The organism is Gynuella sunshinyii YC6258 (genome assembly GCF_000940805.1).
GTDB lineage: Bacteria > Pseudomonadota > Gammaproteobacteria > Pseudomonadales > Natronospirillaceae > Gynuella > Gynuella sunshinyii.
In genome coordinates this window covers 4,279,874-4,299,254 of record NZ_CP007142.1, presented here as the reverse complement: position 1 = coordinate 4,299,254, position 19,381 = coordinate 4,279,874, and the positions used below count along the sequence as shown (strand labels likewise).

The 19,381-nt window shown below is 47.2% G+C and carries 17 protein-coding genes; 13 read left to right on the top strand and 4 right to left on the bottom strand.

Annotation, left to right across the window (positions count from 1 at the left end; genetic code table 11):
- The first annotated feature begins 197 nt into the window (after positions 1 to 197).
- The 5 genes from YC6258_RS17865 (at position 198) to YC6258_RS17845 (ending at position 7,069) form a co-directional block, all read left to right on the top strand.
- Positions 198 to 1,451: an MFS transporter gene (locus tag YC6258_RS17865; RefSeq protein WP_044618136.1), complete on the top strand. Its 1,254-nt coding sequence runs from the start codon at positions 198 to 200 to the stop codon at positions 1,449 to 1,451.
- 206 nt (positions 1,452 to 1,657) lie between these two features.
- Complete coding sequence (locus YC6258_RS17860) at positions 1,658 to 3,235, top strand: alkaline phosphatase D family protein (protein ID WP_044618135.1); 1,578 nt, start codon at positions 1,658 to 1,660, stop codon at positions 3,233 to 3,235.
- 63 nt (positions 3,236 to 3,298) lie between these two features.
- Positions 3,299 to 3,844, top strand: a complete 546-nt coding sequence (locus tag YC6258_RS17855; RefSeq protein WP_044618134.1) for an RNA 2'-phosphotransferase — start codon at positions 3,299 to 3,301, stop codon at positions 3,842 to 3,844.
- 745 nt (positions 3,845 to 4,589) lie between these two features.
- Positions 4,590 to 6,113 (top strand): sialate O-acetylesterase, encoded by a 1,524-nt coding sequence (locus YC6258_RS27510; protein ID WP_052830391.1) that lies wholly within the window; start codon positions 4,590 to 4,592, stop codon positions 6,111 to 6,113.
- 206 nt (positions 6,114 to 6,319) lie between these two features.
- On the top strand, positions 6,320 to 7,069 hold the full coding sequence (locus YC6258_RS17845) for a hypothetical protein (RefSeq protein WP_044618133.1): 750 nt from the start codon (positions 6,320 to 6,322) through the stop codon (positions 7,067 to 7,069).
- Between the two features lie 83 nt (positions 7,070 to 7,152).
- Here the strand turns inward: YC6258_RS17845 and YC6258_RS17840 are convergent, their stop codons facing one another.
- Positions 7,153 to 8,346: a DUF3466 family protein gene (locus YC6258_RS17840; RefSeq protein ID WP_044618132.1), complete on the bottom strand. Its 1,194-nt coding sequence runs from the start codon at positions 8,344 to 8,346 to the stop codon at positions 7,153 to 7,155.
- Between the two features lie 899 nt (positions 8,347 to 9,245).
- Here YC6258_RS17840 and YC6258_RS17835 point away from each other — a divergent pair.
- The 5 genes from YC6258_RS17835 (at position 9,246) to YC6258_RS17815 (ending at position 13,782) form a co-directional block, all read left to right on the top strand.
- Complete coding sequence (locus tag YC6258_RS17835) at positions 9,246 to 10,256, top strand: TRAP transporter substrate-binding protein (protein WP_082070784.1); 1,011 nt, start codon at positions 9,246 to 9,248, stop codon at positions 10,254 to 10,256.
- A gap of 183 nt (positions 10,257 to 10,439) precedes the next feature.
- Positions 10,440 to 11,030: a TRAP transporter small permease gene (locus YC6258_RS17830; protein WP_082070783.1), complete on the top strand. Its 591-nt coding sequence runs from the start codon at positions 10,440 to 10,442 to the stop codon at positions 11,028 to 11,030.
- A 9-nt stretch (positions 11,031 to 11,039) separates the two neighbouring features.
- The gene (locus tag YC6258_RS17825; protein WP_044618131.1) at positions 11,040 to 12,323 is read left to right on the top strand and encodes a TRAP transporter large permease; all 1,284 of its coding nucleotides are present in this window, start codon (positions 11,040 to 11,042) and stop codon (positions 12,321 to 12,323) included.
- A gap of 155 nt (positions 12,324 to 12,478) precedes the next feature.
- Complete coding sequence (locus YC6258_RS17820) at positions 12,479 to 12,916, top strand: universal stress protein (RefSeq protein WP_044618130.1); 438 nt, start codon at positions 12,479 to 12,481, stop codon at positions 12,914 to 12,916.
- A 158-nt stretch (positions 12,917 to 13,074) separates the two neighbouring features.
- Positions 13,075 to 13,782 (top strand): GntR family transcriptional regulator, encoded by a 708-nt coding sequence (locus tag YC6258_RS17815; protein WP_052830390.1) that lies wholly within the window; start codon positions 13,075 to 13,077, stop codon positions 13,780 to 13,782.
- 232 nt (positions 13,783 to 14,014) lie between these two features.
- Here YC6258_RS17815 and YC6258_RS31210 read toward each other — a convergent pair whose 3' ends face one another.
- Positions 14,015 to 14,140 carry a hypothetical protein gene (locus YC6258_RS31210; protein WP_281176272.1) on the bottom strand — a complete coding sequence of 42 codons (126 nt, stop codon included), beginning with the start codon at positions 14,138 to 14,140 and terminating at the stop codon, positions 14,015 to 14,017.
- 132 nt (positions 14,141 to 14,272) lie between these two features.
- Here YC6258_RS31210 and YC6258_RS17810 point away from each other — a divergent pair, with 132 nt between their 5' ends.
- The 3 genes from YC6258_RS17810 to YC6258_RS17795 all read left to right on the top strand — a co-directional run bounded on the left by YC6258_RS17810 (position 14,273) and on the right by YC6258_RS17795 (position 16,788).
- Positions 14,273 to 14,653, top strand: a complete 381-nt coding sequence (locus YC6258_RS17810) for a hypothetical protein (RefSeq protein WP_044618129.1) — start codon at positions 14,273 to 14,275, stop codon at positions 14,651 to 14,653.
- A gap of 353 nt (positions 14,654 to 15,006) precedes the next feature.
- Positions 15,007 to 16,179 carry an MFS transporter gene (locus YC6258_RS17800; protein ID WP_044618127.1) on the top strand — a complete coding sequence of 391 codons (1,173 nt, stop codon included), beginning with the start codon at positions 15,007 to 15,009 and terminating at the stop codon, positions 16,177 to 16,179.
- Between the two features lie 123 nt (positions 16,180 to 16,302).
- Entirely contained in the window at positions 16,303 to 16,788 is a 486-nt protein-coding gene (locus YC6258_RS17795; RefSeq protein ID WP_144407686.1) for a GNAT family N-acetyltransferase, read from the top strand.
- 48 nt (positions 16,789 to 16,836) lie between these two features.
- On the opposite strand, the gene YC6258_RS17790 is transcribed toward YC6258_RS17795, so the two are convergent.
- The gene (locus YC6258_RS17790; protein ID WP_044618126.1) at positions 16,837 to 18,363 is read right to left on the bottom strand and encodes a glycosyl hydrolase 53 family protein; all 1,527 of its coding nucleotides are present in this window, start codon (positions 18,361 to 18,363) and stop codon (positions 16,837 to 16,839) included.
- 418 nt (positions 18,364 to 18,781) lie between these two features.
- A complete protein-coding gene (locus tag YC6258_RS17785; protein ID WP_044618125.1) occupies positions 18,782 to 19,300 on the bottom strand; it encodes a DUF4405 domain-containing protein in 519 nt (172 codons plus the stop codon).
- Positions 19,301 to 19,381: the final 81 nt, after the last annotated feature.

The following is a 19,381-nucleotide window of genomic DNA, read 5'->3' as shown; positions in this document are numbered from 1 at the left end:
CCAGCAGATTCTCAGAATTCCCACGAGTGCCCGGCAGTTATTGGAAGCGGGTTATCACGTAGTGATCATCATACCGTTCTTGTTATTGGTCAGAGTGGCTGACAGTGCTGCTGTGTGGCTGGAAGCATATAGGCGACATCATTGCGGGATGTTTGAAGTAGCTTCAAGGAAAATACTTGAAGTGGTGAATTGAGGAGATGTCATTGAAACAGGCTTTCCGTTCTTTAGCGAACACGAATTATCGTTTGTGGGCGATAGGGGCCATCATATCCAATATTGGTACTTGGTTGCAGAGAACTGCACAGGACTGGATTGTCATCGCTGAGTTGTCAGACAAGAACGCTTCAGCGGTGGGTATGGTGGTGGCACTACAGTTCTTGCCGCAGATTTTCCTGTTACCCCTGACCGGCTGGGCTGCAGATCGGCTTGATCGCCGCAAGTTGCTGATTACCACTCAGATTCTGATGGCCATTCTGGCGATGGTACTGGGGAGTCTGGCACTGTCCGGCCACATCCAGTTGTGGCAGGTATATGTGTGTGCATTGCTGCTTGGGTGTGTCACCGCATTTGATGCCCCGGCCCGACATGCTTTTGTATCGGACCTGGTCAGTGAAGAGGATCTGCCCAATGCAGTGTCACTCAATTCACTGTCGTTTAACGCAGCCAGAATGGTCGGCCCGGCCATTGCAGGTATCATTATTGCCAGTCTGGGATCCGGTTGGGGGTTTATCTCCAATGCCATATCGTTCATCCCGGTCATTGTTATCATGATGATGCTGAAAGTGAAGCCATGCTGCGCAGGAACAGAGACGGTCCAGGAAGGATCACAGTCCCGCCAGACTTTGTTTGATGGTTTTCGTTATATCTGGAGTCATCCGGAAATGACCGTCATTCTGATCATGGTGTCTTTGATCAGCATGTTTGGTATGAACTTTCCGGTTTACCTGTCTGCCATGACCGTACATGTGTTTACCGGTGGCTCAGAACAATATGGACTGTTGACCTCTATTATGGCCATTGGTTCCATAACTGGCGCACTAGTGACTGCGATGCGGTTGAAACCGGATCTGAGGTTTTTGACCGGATCCATGGCGGCTTTTGGAGTAGCCTGCCTGGTGGCATCGGTGATGCCGGATTTCTGGATGTTCGCCCTTGCTTTGATTGCCGTGGGAACCACCGCGCAATTGTTTACCACATCCTCAAACAGTCTGACCCAGATTTCCACTGATCGGAAACTGCGTGGTCGGGTGATGGCGATTTTCCTGAGTACCGCGCTTGGAGGAACCGCCTTGGGTGGTCCTGTGATTGGCTGGATTTCTGACAGCTTCAGTCCTCGCTGGGCTATGGCATTTAGTGGATTGGCGGCAATTGCAGCCACTCTTATAGGCGCATTGTTTCTGTATCGTCAGCAACTGGCCAAGGTTCCTATCGCTGATAGTTCTGTCTCCTGATGGAATTGAGCCGCAGGCATATTGGCGCCCTTTTCAAAAACCTCTTCAATGATATGGTTCTGTGCCGGTTTTAATCGAACCGGCCGGGTTTCATGTGTTTTAAGTGTTTATTGAAATGTTATATGAAAATGTCATATGACTGCCTTAAATCTGTGCCAGATTCCCTGATGTCGTATTTTCTAACTGACATCATTAGGAGAGGAGTCATGAGCTATAGCCGTCGCAAATTTATTCAACAAAGCAGTCGAGGCGTTGCGGGTATCGGGTTATTGGGCACATCTGCATTGGGTGTGTCGCTGGGAGCTGGAAGCGGCCACACTGAGATCGAACCGGGTGCATTTAATTTTGGTGTCGCCAGTGGTGATCCCCGCCAGGATCGCGTGATTATCTGGAGCCACTTTCAGCCGGCGGGTCAACACAGTACTCCGGTACAATGGCAGGTTGCATTGGACGAGGGAATGATGGATGTGGTTGCTGAGGGCATATTTGTGACCACTGAAGCAAGAGGGAATACCATCAAAGTCGATGTCAGTGGATTGTTACCCGGCACCACTTATTTTTATCAGTTTAGAGTTGAGCAAGCCTTTTCTGAAGTTGGCCGAACCCGGACTGCGCCGGAAGGTGATATCGATCTGGCCCGTTTTGCGGTCATTTCTTGTTCCAGCTATGCCCATGGTTATTTTAATGTTTATCGTATTCTGTCGGAACGCGATGATCTCGATGGTGTGTTACACCTGGGAGATTACATCTACGAGTATGGCCAGGATGAATATGATGAACGGTCATTGCGTAACGAACGCACGTTGACTCCGACGCATGAGCTGATCAGCCTGACAGATTATCGTCGGCGATATGCACTGTATCGATTGGATGCCGATCTACAGGCTGTGCATCGCCAACATCCCTTTATAACGGTTTGGGACGATCACGAATTTGCCAATGATGCTTTCCAGGATGGAGCAGAAAACCATAATGAAGGTGAGGGGGAATGGCGGGATCGTAAAGCGGCTGCCAGACAGGCATATTTTGAATGGATGCCGATTCGTGAGAACCGCGCGGGCGGTATCAGCCGGACTTTGCGTTATGGTGATCTGTTGGAGTTGATCATGCTCGATACCCGAATTGAAGGGCGGGTGGCGCAGCCCGGAGGCGTTGATCGTCAGTCCGAAGCACAAGATTTCAACCGTACTCTGATGGGTTTTGAGCAGGAAGCCTGGTTACAGCAACAGTTATCGGGCACGACCGCGCGTTGGAAGGTCATTGGTCAGCAGGTGATGATGGCTCAGCGTTATTATATTAAGCTGCCGGATTTGTTTGGCGGTGGTGCGTCTTTATGGCTGGATTCATGGGATGGCTATGCCGCCACTCGCGACCGTCTGCTGGGTCATATCCGTGACCATGGTATTGATAATGTTGTGGTACTGACCGGTGATGTACACAGCTCGTTCGCGGCTGACCTTTCAGATAATCCGTATGATGCAAATAATTATGATCGTAACAGTGGTATCGGGTCGCTGGCGGTGGAGTTTGTGACCCCATCCATTACTTCTCCTGGTTTTCCACCGGTGCTTGCGGAAACCGGAGCCGCCACTATTATGGCCGCCAGTCCTCATATCAAATATGCCGAGTTACGCCAGCATGGGTTTATATTGTTAACGCTGAACCGTGATGAGGCACGGGCTGACTGGTTTTATGTAGCGGACGTTTTGAAACGTTCAACACAGTATCGACTGGCCTGTAGTTTTCTCACTCGTGATAAAGAGAATCGTCTGGTGAGTGTCTGATTGAGTGTCGGGGCCGCTATAATGGTTGCCAACAGTTCGATATGTATTTTGGAATGTATTTCGATGAAAGAATCTTTAACCCAGGTTTCAAAGTATCTGAGTTTTTTATTGCGCCATAAGCCAGATGAGATTGGTCTGACATTGGATGAATGCGGTTGGGCTTCTATTGATGAGCTGATTGAAAAATCGGTGTCGGTCAAGCTGACCAGGGAGTTGATTGCGGTTGTTGTTGAAACCAACGACAAACAGCGTTTCGCCATTGATACCTCTGGCCATCGTATCAGAGCCAATCAGGGGCACTCTATTGAAGTGGATCTGGCGCTGCCGGTTATCGAACCGCCGGAGTGGCTGTTGCATGGTACCGCCAGTCGCTTCGAATCCTCGATTCTGGCGAATGGCCTGATTAGACAAAAACGACACCACGTGCATTTGACGGAGTCTGAAGTGGTGGCCAGGTCGGTTGGAGAGCGATACGGCAAGCCGGTAATATTCAAAATAGCTGCCGGCATTATGCATCAGCAAGGCTACCCGTTTTATAAAACGGTTAACAACGTTTGGCTGGTCTCTGACGTGCCGGCTCGTTTTCTGGAAAAACTAATACCAGACTAAGTGAACATTTTGTCACAATGAAAGTCTAAGGAACCTCTGAAAAATGGCCTGTTTTCGCGCAGGACATTGTCATCTCCATCCGAAGGCAGCACTCTCTCACATTCTCATTTACTTCAGTAAACTGCGGTGTTGCGAGTGGTGCTTCCTCGCCTGTATCAAAACTATTCCTATTTTTTCAGAGGCCCCCTAAAGATAGCTGATGGGGGTTCCGGGCGGCATATTCCCGTTGTCAAGCCAACATGGATGTTTTTGCGGCGCATTTGATTTCAGGTGTGATCGTTTAAACTGGCTGATTAGTAATAGGTTCTCTGGCTAACATCTATCCTTGGCAATTATCTGAATAATAAACATGGTATCCATAGGGCTGAGGATTGTCATTAATGCCTCTCATGGGCAAGGATGCGTAGTAGGAATGAGTGTTGGATCACGATACCGACGAAAAATTATCTACCCGTTCACACTCATTAAGTATGGTAATAGTCTTAATATTGTCAGATGAATTAAATTATTCGCAGTAAATATTGTCCAGCTATCGTTGTAGCCGGTTTGGCTATAGGCAGTGGGTTACCTACAGGCTTAACGACAGTATGGGTGAAACTGATAAACCAAGCATTCGGTGCTACTTACTATCGAACAGGTGATCGTTCTGCGTATTGTGATCATTTTTTCAGGTAGTAAATATATCGTTCCTGTGGAACTGGCGGATGCAACTAAAACTCTGTTTTCTCAATAAAAGAATATCCATATGAAAAAGCTCAACATGATTTTCAGTCTGACTGCATTGATATCAGTATTGGTATTTCCAGCCATGGCTGAACCCGACCCGAATTTTCACATTTATCTGATGGTTGGACAGTCGAATATGGAAGGTGCCGCTACGATTGAAGCGCAGGACCGCGTTACCAACGCCAGGGTCATGGTTTTACAGGATGAAAACTGCCCTCAGTTGGGAGCATCCTATGGACAATGGCGTGTAGCGGCACCTCCGTTGATCCGTTGTCTGAATTCTCTCGGGTTGGGGCCTGGTGACAATTTCGGGAAGGTGATGGCAGAGAACTCTCCATCCAATGTGACCATTGGTCTGGTCGGAGCGGCTCATGGTGGACAAAAAATTGAGTATTTTCTGAAGGACTGTGATGCCTACAATGCCTGTACTCCGAGTTTTGGGAGCACGCCGAATAACCTTCATGGGGGGTACGCCTGGTTATTGGATCTTGCCCGCAAAGCCCAGCAAAGTGGGGTGATCAAAGGCATCATCTTTCATCAGGGTGAAAGCAATACCGGTGATCCTGCCTGGCCGGGCAGGGTCAATCAGCTGGTTACCGATATACGCAATGACCTCGGCGTTGGCGATATTCCGTTTATTGCCGGAGAATTGCCGTACACGGGGTGCTGTTCCAGCCACAATCGATTGATTGCCCAGCTTCCTTCTGTGATCTCTAATGCACATGTGGTAAAGGCTGATGGTGGGCTGGACATACACGACGAGTATCACTGGAATTCTGCCGGGGTCCGTGAGATGGGTCTCCGTTATGCCAATAAAATGTTGGAGTTGGTTGATACCGGAGCGAGCGACAATAATGGTGGTTCAGATGATAACAATGACGGTTCTACAGGCGAAGGTGACAATACGATCGTTGTTCGTCTGAAAGGTGTCACTGGTGATGAAGCCGTCAACTTGCAGGTGGGTGGTGTAACCATTCATGCATGGACCGCTTCAACGGTCATGTCTGATACCACCATCCATACCAATGCCAACGGCGTCATTCGGGTCGGCTTTACCAATGACGGTGGTGACCGGGATGTGCAGGTTGATTATGTTATCGTCAATGGTGTGGTACGTCAGGCAGAAGATCAGGATGACAATACCGGTGTCTGGGGCAACAGCAGCTGTGGTGGTGGTAGTTTATCTGAATGGCTGCATTGCAATGGCTCTATTGGATTTGGCAACGTAGACGGATCAACGACAGATCCTGGTGATGGATCATCTGATTCCGGCTCTACGGAACCCAGCCATGTAACCGCAACGCTTGAAATTACCAATGACTGGGGTAGCGGTTATTGTGCCGCGGTGGTCGTCACTAATGATGGTGGTCCGGCGACCGAATGGGCAGTTGAATTCACCATTGAGGGTCAGATTGACAGTCTGTGGAATGGCAGCTGGAGTCAGGTTGGCTCGTCTCTCAAGGTGTCATCCGGGTCCAACTGGAATGGCAAACTTGCAACCGGACAAAGCAGTCGTGCCACTGGATTTTGTGCTATTCGCTGATCATGGTATTGGCTCACCGGAGTCTCCATGACTCCGGTGCAAATTTATTCATATTATGAATGAGTTGCCTGAAACGGTGTATGCTCATTCTCTCTCCCAGTCTTTCCTGATATTTGTTAACCGGCTAAAGATGTAGAAGACTGATCTGCCTGATTTTTTTTATTTCGCAGATGGCGTAGCATGCGGGTTTTACTTAGAGACGTATCATGAACAAAATCCAGACTGCCGCTCAGCTATTATGTCAGGCCCGCCGTAGTGGCGATCAAATTGAGCGATTGCCAGAGGCCTGCCGCCCGCAAACTCTCGATGAGGCGTTATTAATACAGGAGGAAGTTTCCAGGTTGCAGGCTGCAGAAGGTGAGGGGATTGCTGGCTGGAAATGCCTGCTGCCCAGTGAAGGCAGGGTAGTGGTGGCGCCGATTTATCAGAGTCTGGCATTTCAGAACGGTACCTGTTCATTAGCCCCTCTCAATAATGCCGCAGCCATCGAGCCTGAACTCGCTTTCGTCTTTTCTGAAACTCTGGCCCCTCGTGAGACACCTTATTCTGAAGAAGAAGTGTATGCTGCCATTGGTGAAGTCCGTATGGCTCTGGAATTGATACGTGGCCGCTACCGCGACCCGGATAGTTGTCAGTTTCCAGAACTACTGGCGGACGGGCTCTTTAATCAGGGCATCTATTTAGGGCCGGTGGTATCGGAATCGCCTGCTGACTTTCCAATTCAGGTGGAACACTCTGACGAAAACATCCGACTGGATGGTCATCACCCCAATGCCGATGCACGAGTGGCGCTCCCCTGGTTAGTAAACTTTCTCAATGAGCGGGGATATGGCATAGAGGCTGGGCAGGCAGTGATTACCGGTTCTTATGCCGGGGTTATTAATGTCCCATTTACTCAAATAACTGTGAGATATGGTGACTTTGGAACAATGACGGTTGACGTTAAACCGTCTTGATTATTTACCCGGCGATGTTGCGTGCAACATCGCTTCAACTGTCTCCCTGTCTGCTACTCAGTGCAACAAACACTTACATTGTTTCAGAGTAACAAATACAGCACCGGCACCAACCAGGCCGCGACATTGTTAGGTGTGACTTCCGGATCGCAGTTGTCCAGAATGCCATCCTGATCTGCATCCAGACTCAGCGGAATAGCTTGATTGTCTGTAGATGGATGCAATAAAAATGCTCTGGTTTCTCCATTCACTACCCCCGTCGCTATGATTTGACCGGATTCGTTGATGTCTACGGCTTCCGTTAAAACCACTTCATCGCTATTGGTGACTGTAATGGCATTTAAATCACGCATGCCGGTTTCGCACGAATTATTGGCATAAGGATCGTATACAAATGCATGGTATAGATAACTTTTGGTATCGAATTGATTTGTTGTACCAACGACCACCTGGTTATTGTTCAATGCTTTGGGAGTACAGGAAGTATTGTTATCGCTGAGGGGTATTTGTTGGTTGTGTTTAAGTACACAAAGATTCTGTTGCTGCGTCACCATTGCATTTTGATCATTGATGTCTGCAATTGAATAATAACCACCGTTGGCGTAAACGTTCAGACGATTCTTTGCGCTGGGGTTATACGAGAAACCTGAATTGCCAAGCTCTCCGACCGCAATATTATTGTTGTTGATAGATGTTGAAAAAATATGGTTTTCCGGGTCGGTTAAAAACTCACCAAAGTTAAACCCGCCGAAGCGGTTGTACATGAATGCCCGTGATAGACCGTTGCTTAATGTCACATCGCCAACAATCACATCCTGGTCATTAATGCTGGTTGCCCTGGCCGAAACAGTACTCGCTCCGTTGGCGCTTTCCATACCGAAAGCTTCTATGAAATTACCATGATCCCAACGTACAGCGACATACTCACCTGTTTCAGTAGACTGTATCTCACCGACGATCATGCCAGTGTTGTTAATGTCGTAAGCCGCAGAATAATTACTATATTTATCCTTATAACGTGACATTATCTGAATGGAGTTAGGGGTTGGCCAATATAGCGCAGATGCTATTCTGGCATCAAACGCATCACGATGGGGCGATCCGGTACCCACTATCTCGCCGTTATCATTGATGGCGGAGGGGGTTATATATGTCCAGTCATAGGGAGTCACCAGCTCTTCGGCAGTATAGAACGTCGAAGCGTTTGCCTCTGTTAGACCGCCTAATAAAATCAATGCAACTACTTTCAGTTTTTCCATAGTGATTTTCTCAATCATCTTCAAATATCCTGTTGTGACCGAAGCAAAAACGGGTGATCTCAGGTTTATGGGTTTACACGGCATCAGTGACAGAAATCAGTAGCCTGTAGCAGGCATATTTCTGGTCATATTGATATCTTAAAAGCAGTGACAGGTCCAGAAATACATGCTGTGTACTTGTCATTCACAGATTGATCAAAAAAAGCCTCGATCCGCAGATATAAGCAGGCAGTGGATAAATATGGAGCTGACAGATATGAGTCACCAGAAGGGTATGTGTTTTAGACAGAGTTGGTCTATAGGTGAATCTCAATGTGCCAGTGGTGATTTTTCGCTGATAGTCGCATCCTCTATTTGGAGCAGATTACACCCTTCCCCTTAAGCCTGAGTTACAAAAAAACTCTGACATAAATTCTTAACATTCTGATCACTGGGTGTTTATCAATAGTTCTGACGGTCCCGGGCATAAGTGACGGCCTGCCTTGTATGGATAGTTAATAAGGCATCATTAGTGGCCATCGACAATATCTGATGACTTAAGCGGATATGTTGGTCGATCAGTTACTTACCAGGCCGTCAGGCTCGTCTTGCATTCATGGTTGGCGATATACGAGTGAGTATTTGCCGGTAAAAAGTCGATCTGGCCGAGATCCGCTAAAAGTATTTAGATGTATACAAGTGTTTGAATAATTTGCGAAACAATGGTCATAAAACCATCAAAATTTCTTTATTTGTATACATCTCCTTGATTTTTCATCATAGAACTGTATTTTGAATAGGGCTTTGTGTCTGCCACTGTTGATCTGAAAACACTCTCTGATGAGCACTCAGTGTTTCGGATGATGATGTGTGCTCAAGCTTGTGATTGAAGTGGTTAGGACACAAACGTTACCAAATTAGAAACCAGAGGGAAAAACATGACCAACAGTAGATTTGTCAAACTCGCTGCCTGTCTGTTTGTCACAACGGTCGTTATGCCAATGGCAACCCGGGCAGATACCTGGCGTTATGCATTTGAAGAGGCCATTAATGAAGTTCAGGGTGTTTATGCCAGTAAATTTAAAGAGGAAATCGAGAAGAATTCGGACCATGAGGTGGAGCTATACCCTTATGGAACGCTGGGAGAGTCTGCTGACATTATGGAGCAGGCACAGGCTGGTATTCTGCAGTTCGTGGACCAGTCGCCCGGTTTTACCGGTTCGTTGATTCCGGAAGCCCAGGTATTCTTTGTGCCCTACCTGTTACCAACCGATACCAAAAAGCTTAATAAGTTTTTTCGGACCAGTAAGGCGATTCACCGGGACTTCAAAAAACTGTACGCCAAACAGGGCCTGGAATTGTTGACCATGTTTCCGGAAGGTGAGGTTGCGATGACAACCAAAAAGCCGGTGCATAGTCCTGAAGATTTGAATGAGGTCAAGTTCCGGGTAATGACCAACCCATTGCTGGTAGAAGCATACAAGGCATTTGGTGCGACACCCACACCATTGCCGTGGGGCGAAGTGTATGGTGGCCTGCAAACCAACATCATTCAGGGGCAGGAAAATCCAACCTCTTTTATTGAATCCACCAAGCTGTATGAGGTGACGGATAACATTATCTATGCCGGTCATAATAATTTCACTACTGCGGTTATGGCTAATCAGGATTTCTACAATGGCCTGAATAAAAATGATCGCAAGGTGATTCAAAATGCAGCGAAAACGGCTTTTGAATACATACTGACTTATCAGGAAGGTTTGGAAAAAGAAGCCCTGAAGAAGATCCAGGCCGCACGACCGGAGATAGAGGTAATTGTTTTATCTGAGCAAGAGCGCAAACCCTTTAAGGCGGCCGCTGCCCAGGTAGAGGAAAAATTTATCGAAATGACGGGTAAGAGCGGTCAGAAAATTCTGAAACAAATGAAAGCTGATCTTAGGGGCCTCTGATCCATACAGATGGTTTTCTGAACGGCAATAATCCAGCCGGCCAGTGTGTCGGCTGACTCATCAGCTCTGTAAGTCGCGTGAAGGTGCTCTGAGCCCGTGGTTCCGGTTTGAATCATCACGCACGGTTTATCCGGACTGTCGCGATGACCATTGGGACAGTCCAAGATTTTAAGGACTTTATCAATGGATAAAGATCATCACCCAGCTCCTAATCCAGCCCTTAGTAACGGTGTGGTATCAACGATAGCCGCCCGTATCGATTTTTTCATCGGTTGTTTTGAATCATTTGTACTGGCGACAGCCGTTTTGCTGATGGCCGCCAATACCATAGCCAATGTCATTGGTCGTTTTGTGTTTCATAGCAGCCTGTTTTTCAGTGAAGAAGTCAATCGTATCCTGATTGTCATGATTACCTTTGCCGGTATTGGCTATGCCGCCAGACATGGACGGCATATTCGTATGTCGGCCATTTATGATGCCCTGGGCTGGAGAGTTCGGAAAGTTATGATGATTTTCATCACGCTGTTTTCAGCGTTGATCATGCTGGTGCTGTGTTATTTTTCAATACAGTACATCTCCAAAGTCGCCACCTCCGGGCGGATATTGCCGGCACTTCAGATACCGGTTTACTGGATATATCTGTGGGTTCCGGTAGGTTTTTTTATAACGGCCGTACAATATCTGTTGACAGCATTGAAGAACCTGACCCAGAAAGATATTTACTTGTCTGTCAGTGTACTAGAGGGGTATGAGGACAGTGAAACGGAAGTATAGGAGGTTCTCATGGCAGGCATAATTTTTCTGGTCATGATTGTTCTGTTGTTGCTGGGATTTCCGATGATGATCCCGTTGATCGTCGGAGCCATCGTTGGTTTTTATGAGATCTTTCATGGTATTGGCAAAATGGATTTTATGGTGCAGCAGTTTATGGCGGGTATACGTCCGGCTTCGTTGATTGCAGTGCCGATGTTTATTTTTGCGGCCGATATTATGACCCGGGGACAGTCCGCCGGCCGTTTGATTGAAATGGTGATGCGCTTTATCGGTCATATTAAAGGTGGGCTGGCGGTCAGTACGGCAACAGCCTGTACGCTGTTTGGTGCAGTGTCGGGTTCTACTCAGGCGACCGTAGTGGCGGTTGGTTCACCTCTGCGGCCAAGAATGTTGAAAGCCGGTTATAAGGATTCTTTTATACTGGCGTTGATCATCAATGCCAGCGATATCGCCTTCCTGATTCCACCGAGTATCGGCATGATTATTTATGGCGTGGTCTCCAATACATCGATCTCAGAATTGTTTATTGCCGGCATTGGTCCTGGCTTGCTGATACTGGTGCTGTTTTCGATATACAGTGTCATTTATGCCTATGTTTATGATGTTCCGGTAGAACCGAAGGCCAGTTGGTCAGAACGGCTGGTAGCGGTAAGAAAAGCCATCTGGCCGTTGGGTTTTCCAGTCATTATTGTCGGCGGTATATATGGTGGCGTGTTCAGTCCCACCGAAGCTGCGGCTGTCTGTGTACTGTATGCGCTGGTACTCGAAGTGATTGTTTTTCGTTCACTGTCACTGGAAGACATCTATAAGACCGCTAAATCCACGGGTTTGATTACCGGTGTGGTATTTATTCTCGTGGCGGCCGGTGCGGCATTTTCCTGGGTGATATCCTTTGCCCGTATTCCTCAGGAATTGTTGGAGACGGTGGGTGTGGCAGACATGAGCCAGATCGGTGTGTTGTTTGTCATTTCCATATCATTTTTTATCGGTTGCATGTTTGTGGATCCGATAGTGGTGATTCTGGTGTTGGTGCCGGTTTTTGCACCAGTGGTGCAATCAGTAGGGCTGGACCCGGTTTTGGTGGGTACCATCATAACTTTACAGGTGGCGATTGGGTCGGCTACGCCACCATTTGGCTGTGATATTTTTACTGCGATCGCTGTATTCAGAAAACCGTATGCGGATGTTGTGCGAGGAACACCGCCATTTGTACTGATTTTATTATGCGTGGCGGTGTTATTGATTTTCTTTCCCCAGATCGCGTTATTTTTCCGTGATCTGGCATTCAGTTAAAGAGCGCTGTTTCGTTACTGCTTCGAAAGTTGAAGGTATTAACAATTCCCCTTAACCGTATGATTGCGGGTGGTTGTTGCGATTTTGGGGGATGGCAACAGAAGATCTCAGGAGAATTTCTTGTGCTGCTGGATGAATAAAAAAGGAGGCATGAAATGTTCAAACATATTCTGATAGCAACAGACGGCTCCGATGGTGCCTGTGAAGCCCTGAAAGTGGCAGTGGAGATGCAGAAAATATTTGACGCGGACTTATGGATATTATCTGTGTTTCGACATCACTCTTTGCGGGAGGCATCGATGTCGATGGTCAGGCCGGTTGATCCTGAAAATATGGATCTGATGATGAAGCATTATGCCAGTGATGTTGCAGAAAGTTGTAAACGCTATGCCATTGATCAGCAGTGTCTGAAGGTGAGGGCATTTGTTAAGAGTGGCCGGCCGGCCAAAACCATTGTGCAGTTTGCCCGGGAGAAAGGTGCGGACCTGATAATTCTCGGACATCGCGGTTTGGGTCATACCGAGGGTTTTATTCTGGGGAGTGTGTCTCATAAGGTCAGTGGTATGGCGCGATGTCCGGTTATGGTTGTTTAACTGGTTTCAGGAGAATGAGCGGTATTCCCGCACTGTTCAAAATTGTTCAAAGGCTACCTGGAAAATACCCAGGCAGTTCGGTATACGATAGAATCCGGAACATACCAGCCAGTTATTGTGCCTGTACATGTTAACGTCCTGAAGGAAATCATCATTTTATGAATGCAGAGCATGAGTCTGTTATGCCGTCCGTAGGTACGAACCGGTTTGAATTCATCTATTTGACACTGCGGAATCGCATTTGTCTGTTGGACTATGAGCCTGGTGCCCGGCTGTCGGAGGAGACTCTGGCGCGGGAATTTTCTGTCAGCCGTACTCCTATGCGTAGAGTATTGGGACGGCTTGAGGCTGAAGGCCTGGTAGAAGTTCGTCATGGTGTTGGTAATTTGGTGACGGATATCGAGCTGTCTTATCTATGTGATGTATTTCGGTTGCGTATGGAAATTGTTCCTCAGATTGGTTTGTTGTCGCCATTACCGGTTACCACCGGGCTGCTGGATAGAATCGTCAAGGTTGAAAGTGACTGTCTGTTGCTGGCTGCCAACCCCCAGCCAAAACGGGCATTTGCTCAGTTGAATATCGTGTTTTTCGAATTATTGATGGAGCTGGTTGGTAACCCATCGTTACGTGAAATACTGTCACTACTGTTTTACCGTTCATCGAGGATGTGGCCATATCTGATGACGGATGATGTGGTTCAGGCCGAGGCGGGTATTTTTCAGCGGGAGGTCAGCGAAACCCGACAGCTGTTGCAGGGTGGTGCGATTGCTGCAGTGGGCCAGTTGCGACGCACCCACATATCCATGGCGCTACAACGGTTGAGACAGCTGTTGGAGCAGCAGGGCAGGGGACAAAACCTTTCATAAGCGGTTGGCTATATCGCTTATAACAAAAATGGGTGTCTGTAATGCTTGTTAATGGTTAGGGAGCCTCTGAAAAATGGCCTGTTTTCGCGCAGGACGTTGTCAGCTCCGGTCTCACATCCTCATTTACGTCAGTAAACTGCAGTGTTGCGAGTGGTGCTTCCTCGCCTGCATCAAAACTATTCCTATTGTTCAGAGGCCCCTTAGCGTCTGATCATGTTTTTCGATTTATTCATTATTTTTCGGTACTGACACCTGACTCAATTCTGACCTGTGGCCATGGCTCGACACTCATTCGGTAATTACGGTCCAGGATGCTTTTATGGAAGGTCTTAGCCATCAAAAGCCAGGTGTTATTCATGTTGGAACCTGGAAAGAAGGAAATCATACTAATTAACTAATTATGGCATGTTGTGGGTGGGTTAGCCTTAATGGACTTCTTGTTGGTATCAGAAGTGACAATAACAATAATTTTTCCAAAAGGAGATGACTCATGTCTGTCAGAATGATCGTATTAATAATGCTTTCTGTTCTATCGTTAGGGTCAAAAGCGGCCTGTTCCCTTCAAAGTAATGATATTTATTTGATGCCGGGACAGAGTACTTTGCAGATCGGTTCCGTCAGTAACCTGGCGTTTGCCATGTATTTTCTGGAGCAAAAAATCAGTGGTGGCGGTTTGATCGCAACCTTTCAGGCACTACCGGGGTTCTTTAAGGATTCGCGTTATGGATTTACCGGTCAGGGCGCAACTTTATATACTTCATTGAGTGCATTACCAACCGCTAGCGGTAAAGTTGCCAATGTGACCCAGCGTATTTATAGCGTTACTGGCAGTACGGTTTGCTCTTCCAGTTTCAATGTTATCATTCAATAAATAACAGCTATCTACAGTCAGGCTCTGATCGCGAGTTTGAAGCCTGACTGATGCTCAAATCATCTTCAACACGTGATCTCTCCAACATACTTCCAGTGTTTAGCAACTCATCGGTTGGAAAATATTTTCATTAATGTAGAAACATTTTTCATCGTTTAAGCCAGTAATGTGACATCTGTTTTTGTCAACGCGAATAAGTTTTTCATGCATATAAAAAGCATAAAAGGTTTCCGGTGTTTTGTTGTCAATATATTTGACATAAATCCTGTTCTGAATCATTTGACAATATGCCTGTGAAGCAAGGACACTTTGCCGTCCATATGTCGGGTGTTGTCTTACGGAAGGCTGAGAAAATGAAGAAACCAGGTTTTTTGTTACTGCTGATCGCGTATCTGGGATTTATCAGTCTGGGGCTTCCCGACGCCACTCATGGGGTTAATTGGCCTTTTGTACGGGAGACCTTTGCCATTCCAAACGCCTGGTTGGGTATGATCTTGACCTGTACCGGTATTGGGTATTTTAGCTCCAGTATGTCCGCTGGGTTTATTCTTAATCGACTGGGAGTTGGCGCACTGTTGGCAGGCAGTTCGTTGCTGGTTTTCGTTGCTTTAACAGGATTCGCTTTTGCCCCTTACTGGGCAGTGTTTTTATTGTTTGCAGTATTGTTAGGGCTGGGTTCCGGCGCGATTGATACCGGTCTGAATGCGTATGCAGCGGAACATTTCTCGACCCGGCAAATGAATTGGCTGCATGCTGCTTTCGGAGTTGGTGCGATGACCGGACCGATGATCGCCACGACTGTTTTGGTGGTTACTGGTAACTGGCGGGTTGGTTACGGAGCGATTGGTTTCATCCTGCTGCTGATGGCTGGCTTGTTTTTCATAACCCGACATCAACTGGATGATCAACCCGATCAATCGCACACTGCTGATGAGCCGGATTTATCGGGGGGCTACCAATATATTTTTCGTCAAAGCGTGGTCTGGTTTCACATATTGTTGTTTTTTATATATACCGGTGTTGAGATCGGTGTCGGGCAATGGGCGTTTACCGTGTTAACAGAAGGACGCTCGATTGATACTGCCCAGGCAGGTTTGTGGACGTCATTTTTCTGGGGTGCACTTGCGGCCGGAAGAGTGTTTTTTGGTGTAGTGGTTGCCAAGGTACAGACTGATGTTGTGATTCGACTGGCAATGTGGGGAACACTCGTGGGCACAGGGGTTTTCTGTATTGATGGCTTGCCACTGTTGAGTCTGCTTGGGTTGTTGGTTACCGGTTTTTGCCTGGCTCCTATATTCCCGTGTCTGATGTCGAGAACACCGCAACGAGTTGGAAAAAAACTGGCTTCACGGGTGATCGGTATTCAGGTCAGTGTCGCGCTGATCGGCGGAGTCAGTCTGCCATTTTCAATGGGATATATTGCTTCTTTTTTTGGCCTCGAAAGTATCGGCGTGACAGTATTGGTGCTCGTGATACTGTTGGTGCTGGTCCACGAAATACTGATGATGCGTACTCGGGAGCGTTAAGTTATTGACCTGGCAATTAAATATGTCGGGTTAATATAGTGGTGCATGGACGTATTACCAGGTTAAAAGTCAGGCAGTTTGACTGCTGATGAGTGTTCATAAAATGTAATTAAGTAGGGGAGAATGGTGAGTTTACTTTCAATTCGCGAAGCGGTGGTATCAGATTCGGGGCAGTTATTGCAGTTTATTAAAGAGTTAGCGTGTTACGAAAAGGCCGAACAAGAAGTGGTTGCCACGGTAGAGGACATAGAGCGATCAATATTCGGACCTGATTCCACCGTTGAAGCATTGCTCTGTGAACAGGATGGCAAAGCAATTGGTTTTGCCGTTTATTTTTACAACTATTCAACCTGGCTGGGCAAAAATGGCCTGTATCTTGAGGATCTTTATATTTCTCCGGAATATCGTCACTTCGGTGCGGGTAAGCGATTGTTGAAGTATCTGGCACAACAAGCAGTTGCAATAGGTTGTGAACGGTTTGAATGGAGTGTTTTAAGGTGGAATGAACCGGCTATCCGGTTTTATGAATCGATTGGGGCCAAGGCCAAGGAGGAATTGTTGGGATATCGTTTGAGTGGACAGGCTTTATTGGATTTCAGCCACAGTTGAGTGAAGGTTTGCGGCAAAAGCGTTTCGCTTTTGCCGCTGCTGGATGGGTCAGTTTTGCAGGATCTGCCACTGCTGGTTCCAACCACCATTGTCGGACCATTGAATGTCCAATGCCCCATCAGCGGTTGATTTGGCTTTGATATCCAGAAGTTTACCGCTGTTACGGTTTTTGATTTTGACGTAACCGTCACCCACATCCAAAATCAACCATTGCTGATTCCAGCCACCATTGTCGGACCACTGGATATTTTGAGCGCCGTTTTCGGTTGAGGCGGCCTCGATGTCCATGACTTTATTGCTGTTGATGTTCTTTATTTTATAAAAGCCGTTACCGATGGCAGTGAATTGCCATTGCTGACTGGTCCAGCCTCCATAACCGTATTGTTCTATAGCGGCACCATCGGCCGTGGAGCCTGCCGCAACATTCAGAGCTTTGCCGCTGTTTCGGTTTACTATGCGGTAGGTCTTACTGCTATCCACTTTGATTTGCCCGTCACTAAAAGCATCCAGAGCTTTGGTAAACTGCAGTACTTTATTGGAAATCAACGTTGTGGCCCCTAGCGGATAACCGTCAGGCAAGACCGAAGAGTTGGCTTCCGGTTCCCAGTAAAAAACACCAATTCCTTTTCCATTGGGTACGGCCTTAACCAGGTCAATGGTGTCTTTAACCGTCCAATAGCTGTCGGTGGGGTTGGTTTGCAGGCCACCCACTTCGGTGACCATAACTTCTTTTCCGTAGGTTGCTGCCATGTCATTCAGGTTATAGGCAAGGTCGTCGGTAAGATTCCAGTAAGACTCTCCATCCCAATATGGATAAAAAGAAAAGCCGATAACATCAGTTTTTCCTCCGTATACATTCAGGAAATTATTGAAATACCAACGGGCTGCGGCGTTATCGGTGCCGTGTGCCAAATGACTGATTACCTTGGAAGAGGCGCTGACAGCTTTAACGGCATCATAGCCAGCATTCAGAAAACGGGTCAGGTTGGCGAAGTTAGAGGTGCTGCCTTGAGGTAGCAGGATTCCCGGATCCATCTCATTGCCGACCTGAACCCATGCCGGCGTGATACCGGCATTTTTGAGGCCATTCATAACATCATAAGTGTGATTGTAAACGGCGGTTTCGAGTTGTGAGACGCTGTAATTCTGCCAGGCTGCCGGTTTGATCTGATGGCCGGGATCTGCAAATACATCGCTGTAATGAAAATCCACCATGACACGCATTCCCATGTTGGTGGCTCGTTGGGCTGCAGCAATAACACTGGCTTTATCGGCATAACCCAGCATGGTCCAGGTGGAGTCGTCTTTATTCCAGTAAGCGCTAGGGTCGGGATTGACAAAAACCCGCAGGCGAACTGCGTTGATGCCATGATCTTTAAGAATTTGCAGCGGATCCTGCTGAACGCCGTTATCGTTAACCCAACTGACCCCCTCATTCTCAAGCTGTTTCATCCAGCCGATATCCGCGCCATACGCAAATACCGGTGCTGCCCAGGCACTGTTCAACGATAGCCCTGCTACCAGCCCGATCAACACTATAGTTTTGAAACATAACCACCGAATGTGTGATGACATGTGAATACCTCAATTGTTTGTTGTTTTTGTATGGGAAGGCTCTTCAGGTAAATATTATCGATATATTTACTACATTGGAACTGGATTCTAGCTTGAAAGCATTTAAATGATGTCGTTAATCTGGACCAGATAACCAAAAACTCTCTTCGTTTAAAGGCTACGAGCGTTTTTGAAAAAAATTTTCAGAATGGATTGTAGTAAAAAAATTATAATATTTTACTAAATTTCAGAGAGATTTAAGGTGTGTCATGGAAAGTATGGCCTGACTACTTTATGACCGAATGAGTTCCATAGCCGAAAAATAGCCGGCTAATATGGCACTCTCATTAGGGGTCTGCAGTTGGCATCGGTTCCAACATTTCATTCCGGTCAGCTACGAATAAAAGTCTGACCGGATCACATCGATAAAATCTGTCATTTATTCCGAAGCGGGAATCATGCCGAGCATTGCGGCATATAAGTCGCTGGTTTCTTTTCCTGAGTTGCTGGCGATGTCGGACAGGCTGGTTTCCTGGCTGGCACTGTCGAACCCTTGGGCTTTCAGCTGGGTAACCATTTCATCGGCTGTGATGCCGAAGATTGGAGCTACGGTTGCTGGTGAAGCAGAGGTTAGCGTATGTGCCAGGGCGAACTGCGGCGGGCCGCTGCGGACCGTTGTATTTTCGTCGGATGGCCAGGCCATGAACGCAACGGCAAACAGTGTTGAAAAAGCCAGTGCCAGTGGCATGGCACTGCGCTTGAAATGGTTGAGTAAGCCTTTCCAGTTGCGCCAGATGTGCAGGATAAATGGGATAATCAGTGCCATGCTGACCCATTCGTGCATGCTGTGAAATGACATTGGACCCACGTGAAAGAATAGCCCGATGCCGGATATTAGCGACACCAGGAACAGACCTGTTGTTAAGGGCGTGGAATAGCGAAGTAGCCAGTTTTTCATAAGTTTCCATTTGCTCATGTTGTTAAAGGTTGAGCGATTATAGATAGCCGGGGCTTGAGTGGGATTAAGGTTTCCTAAGTG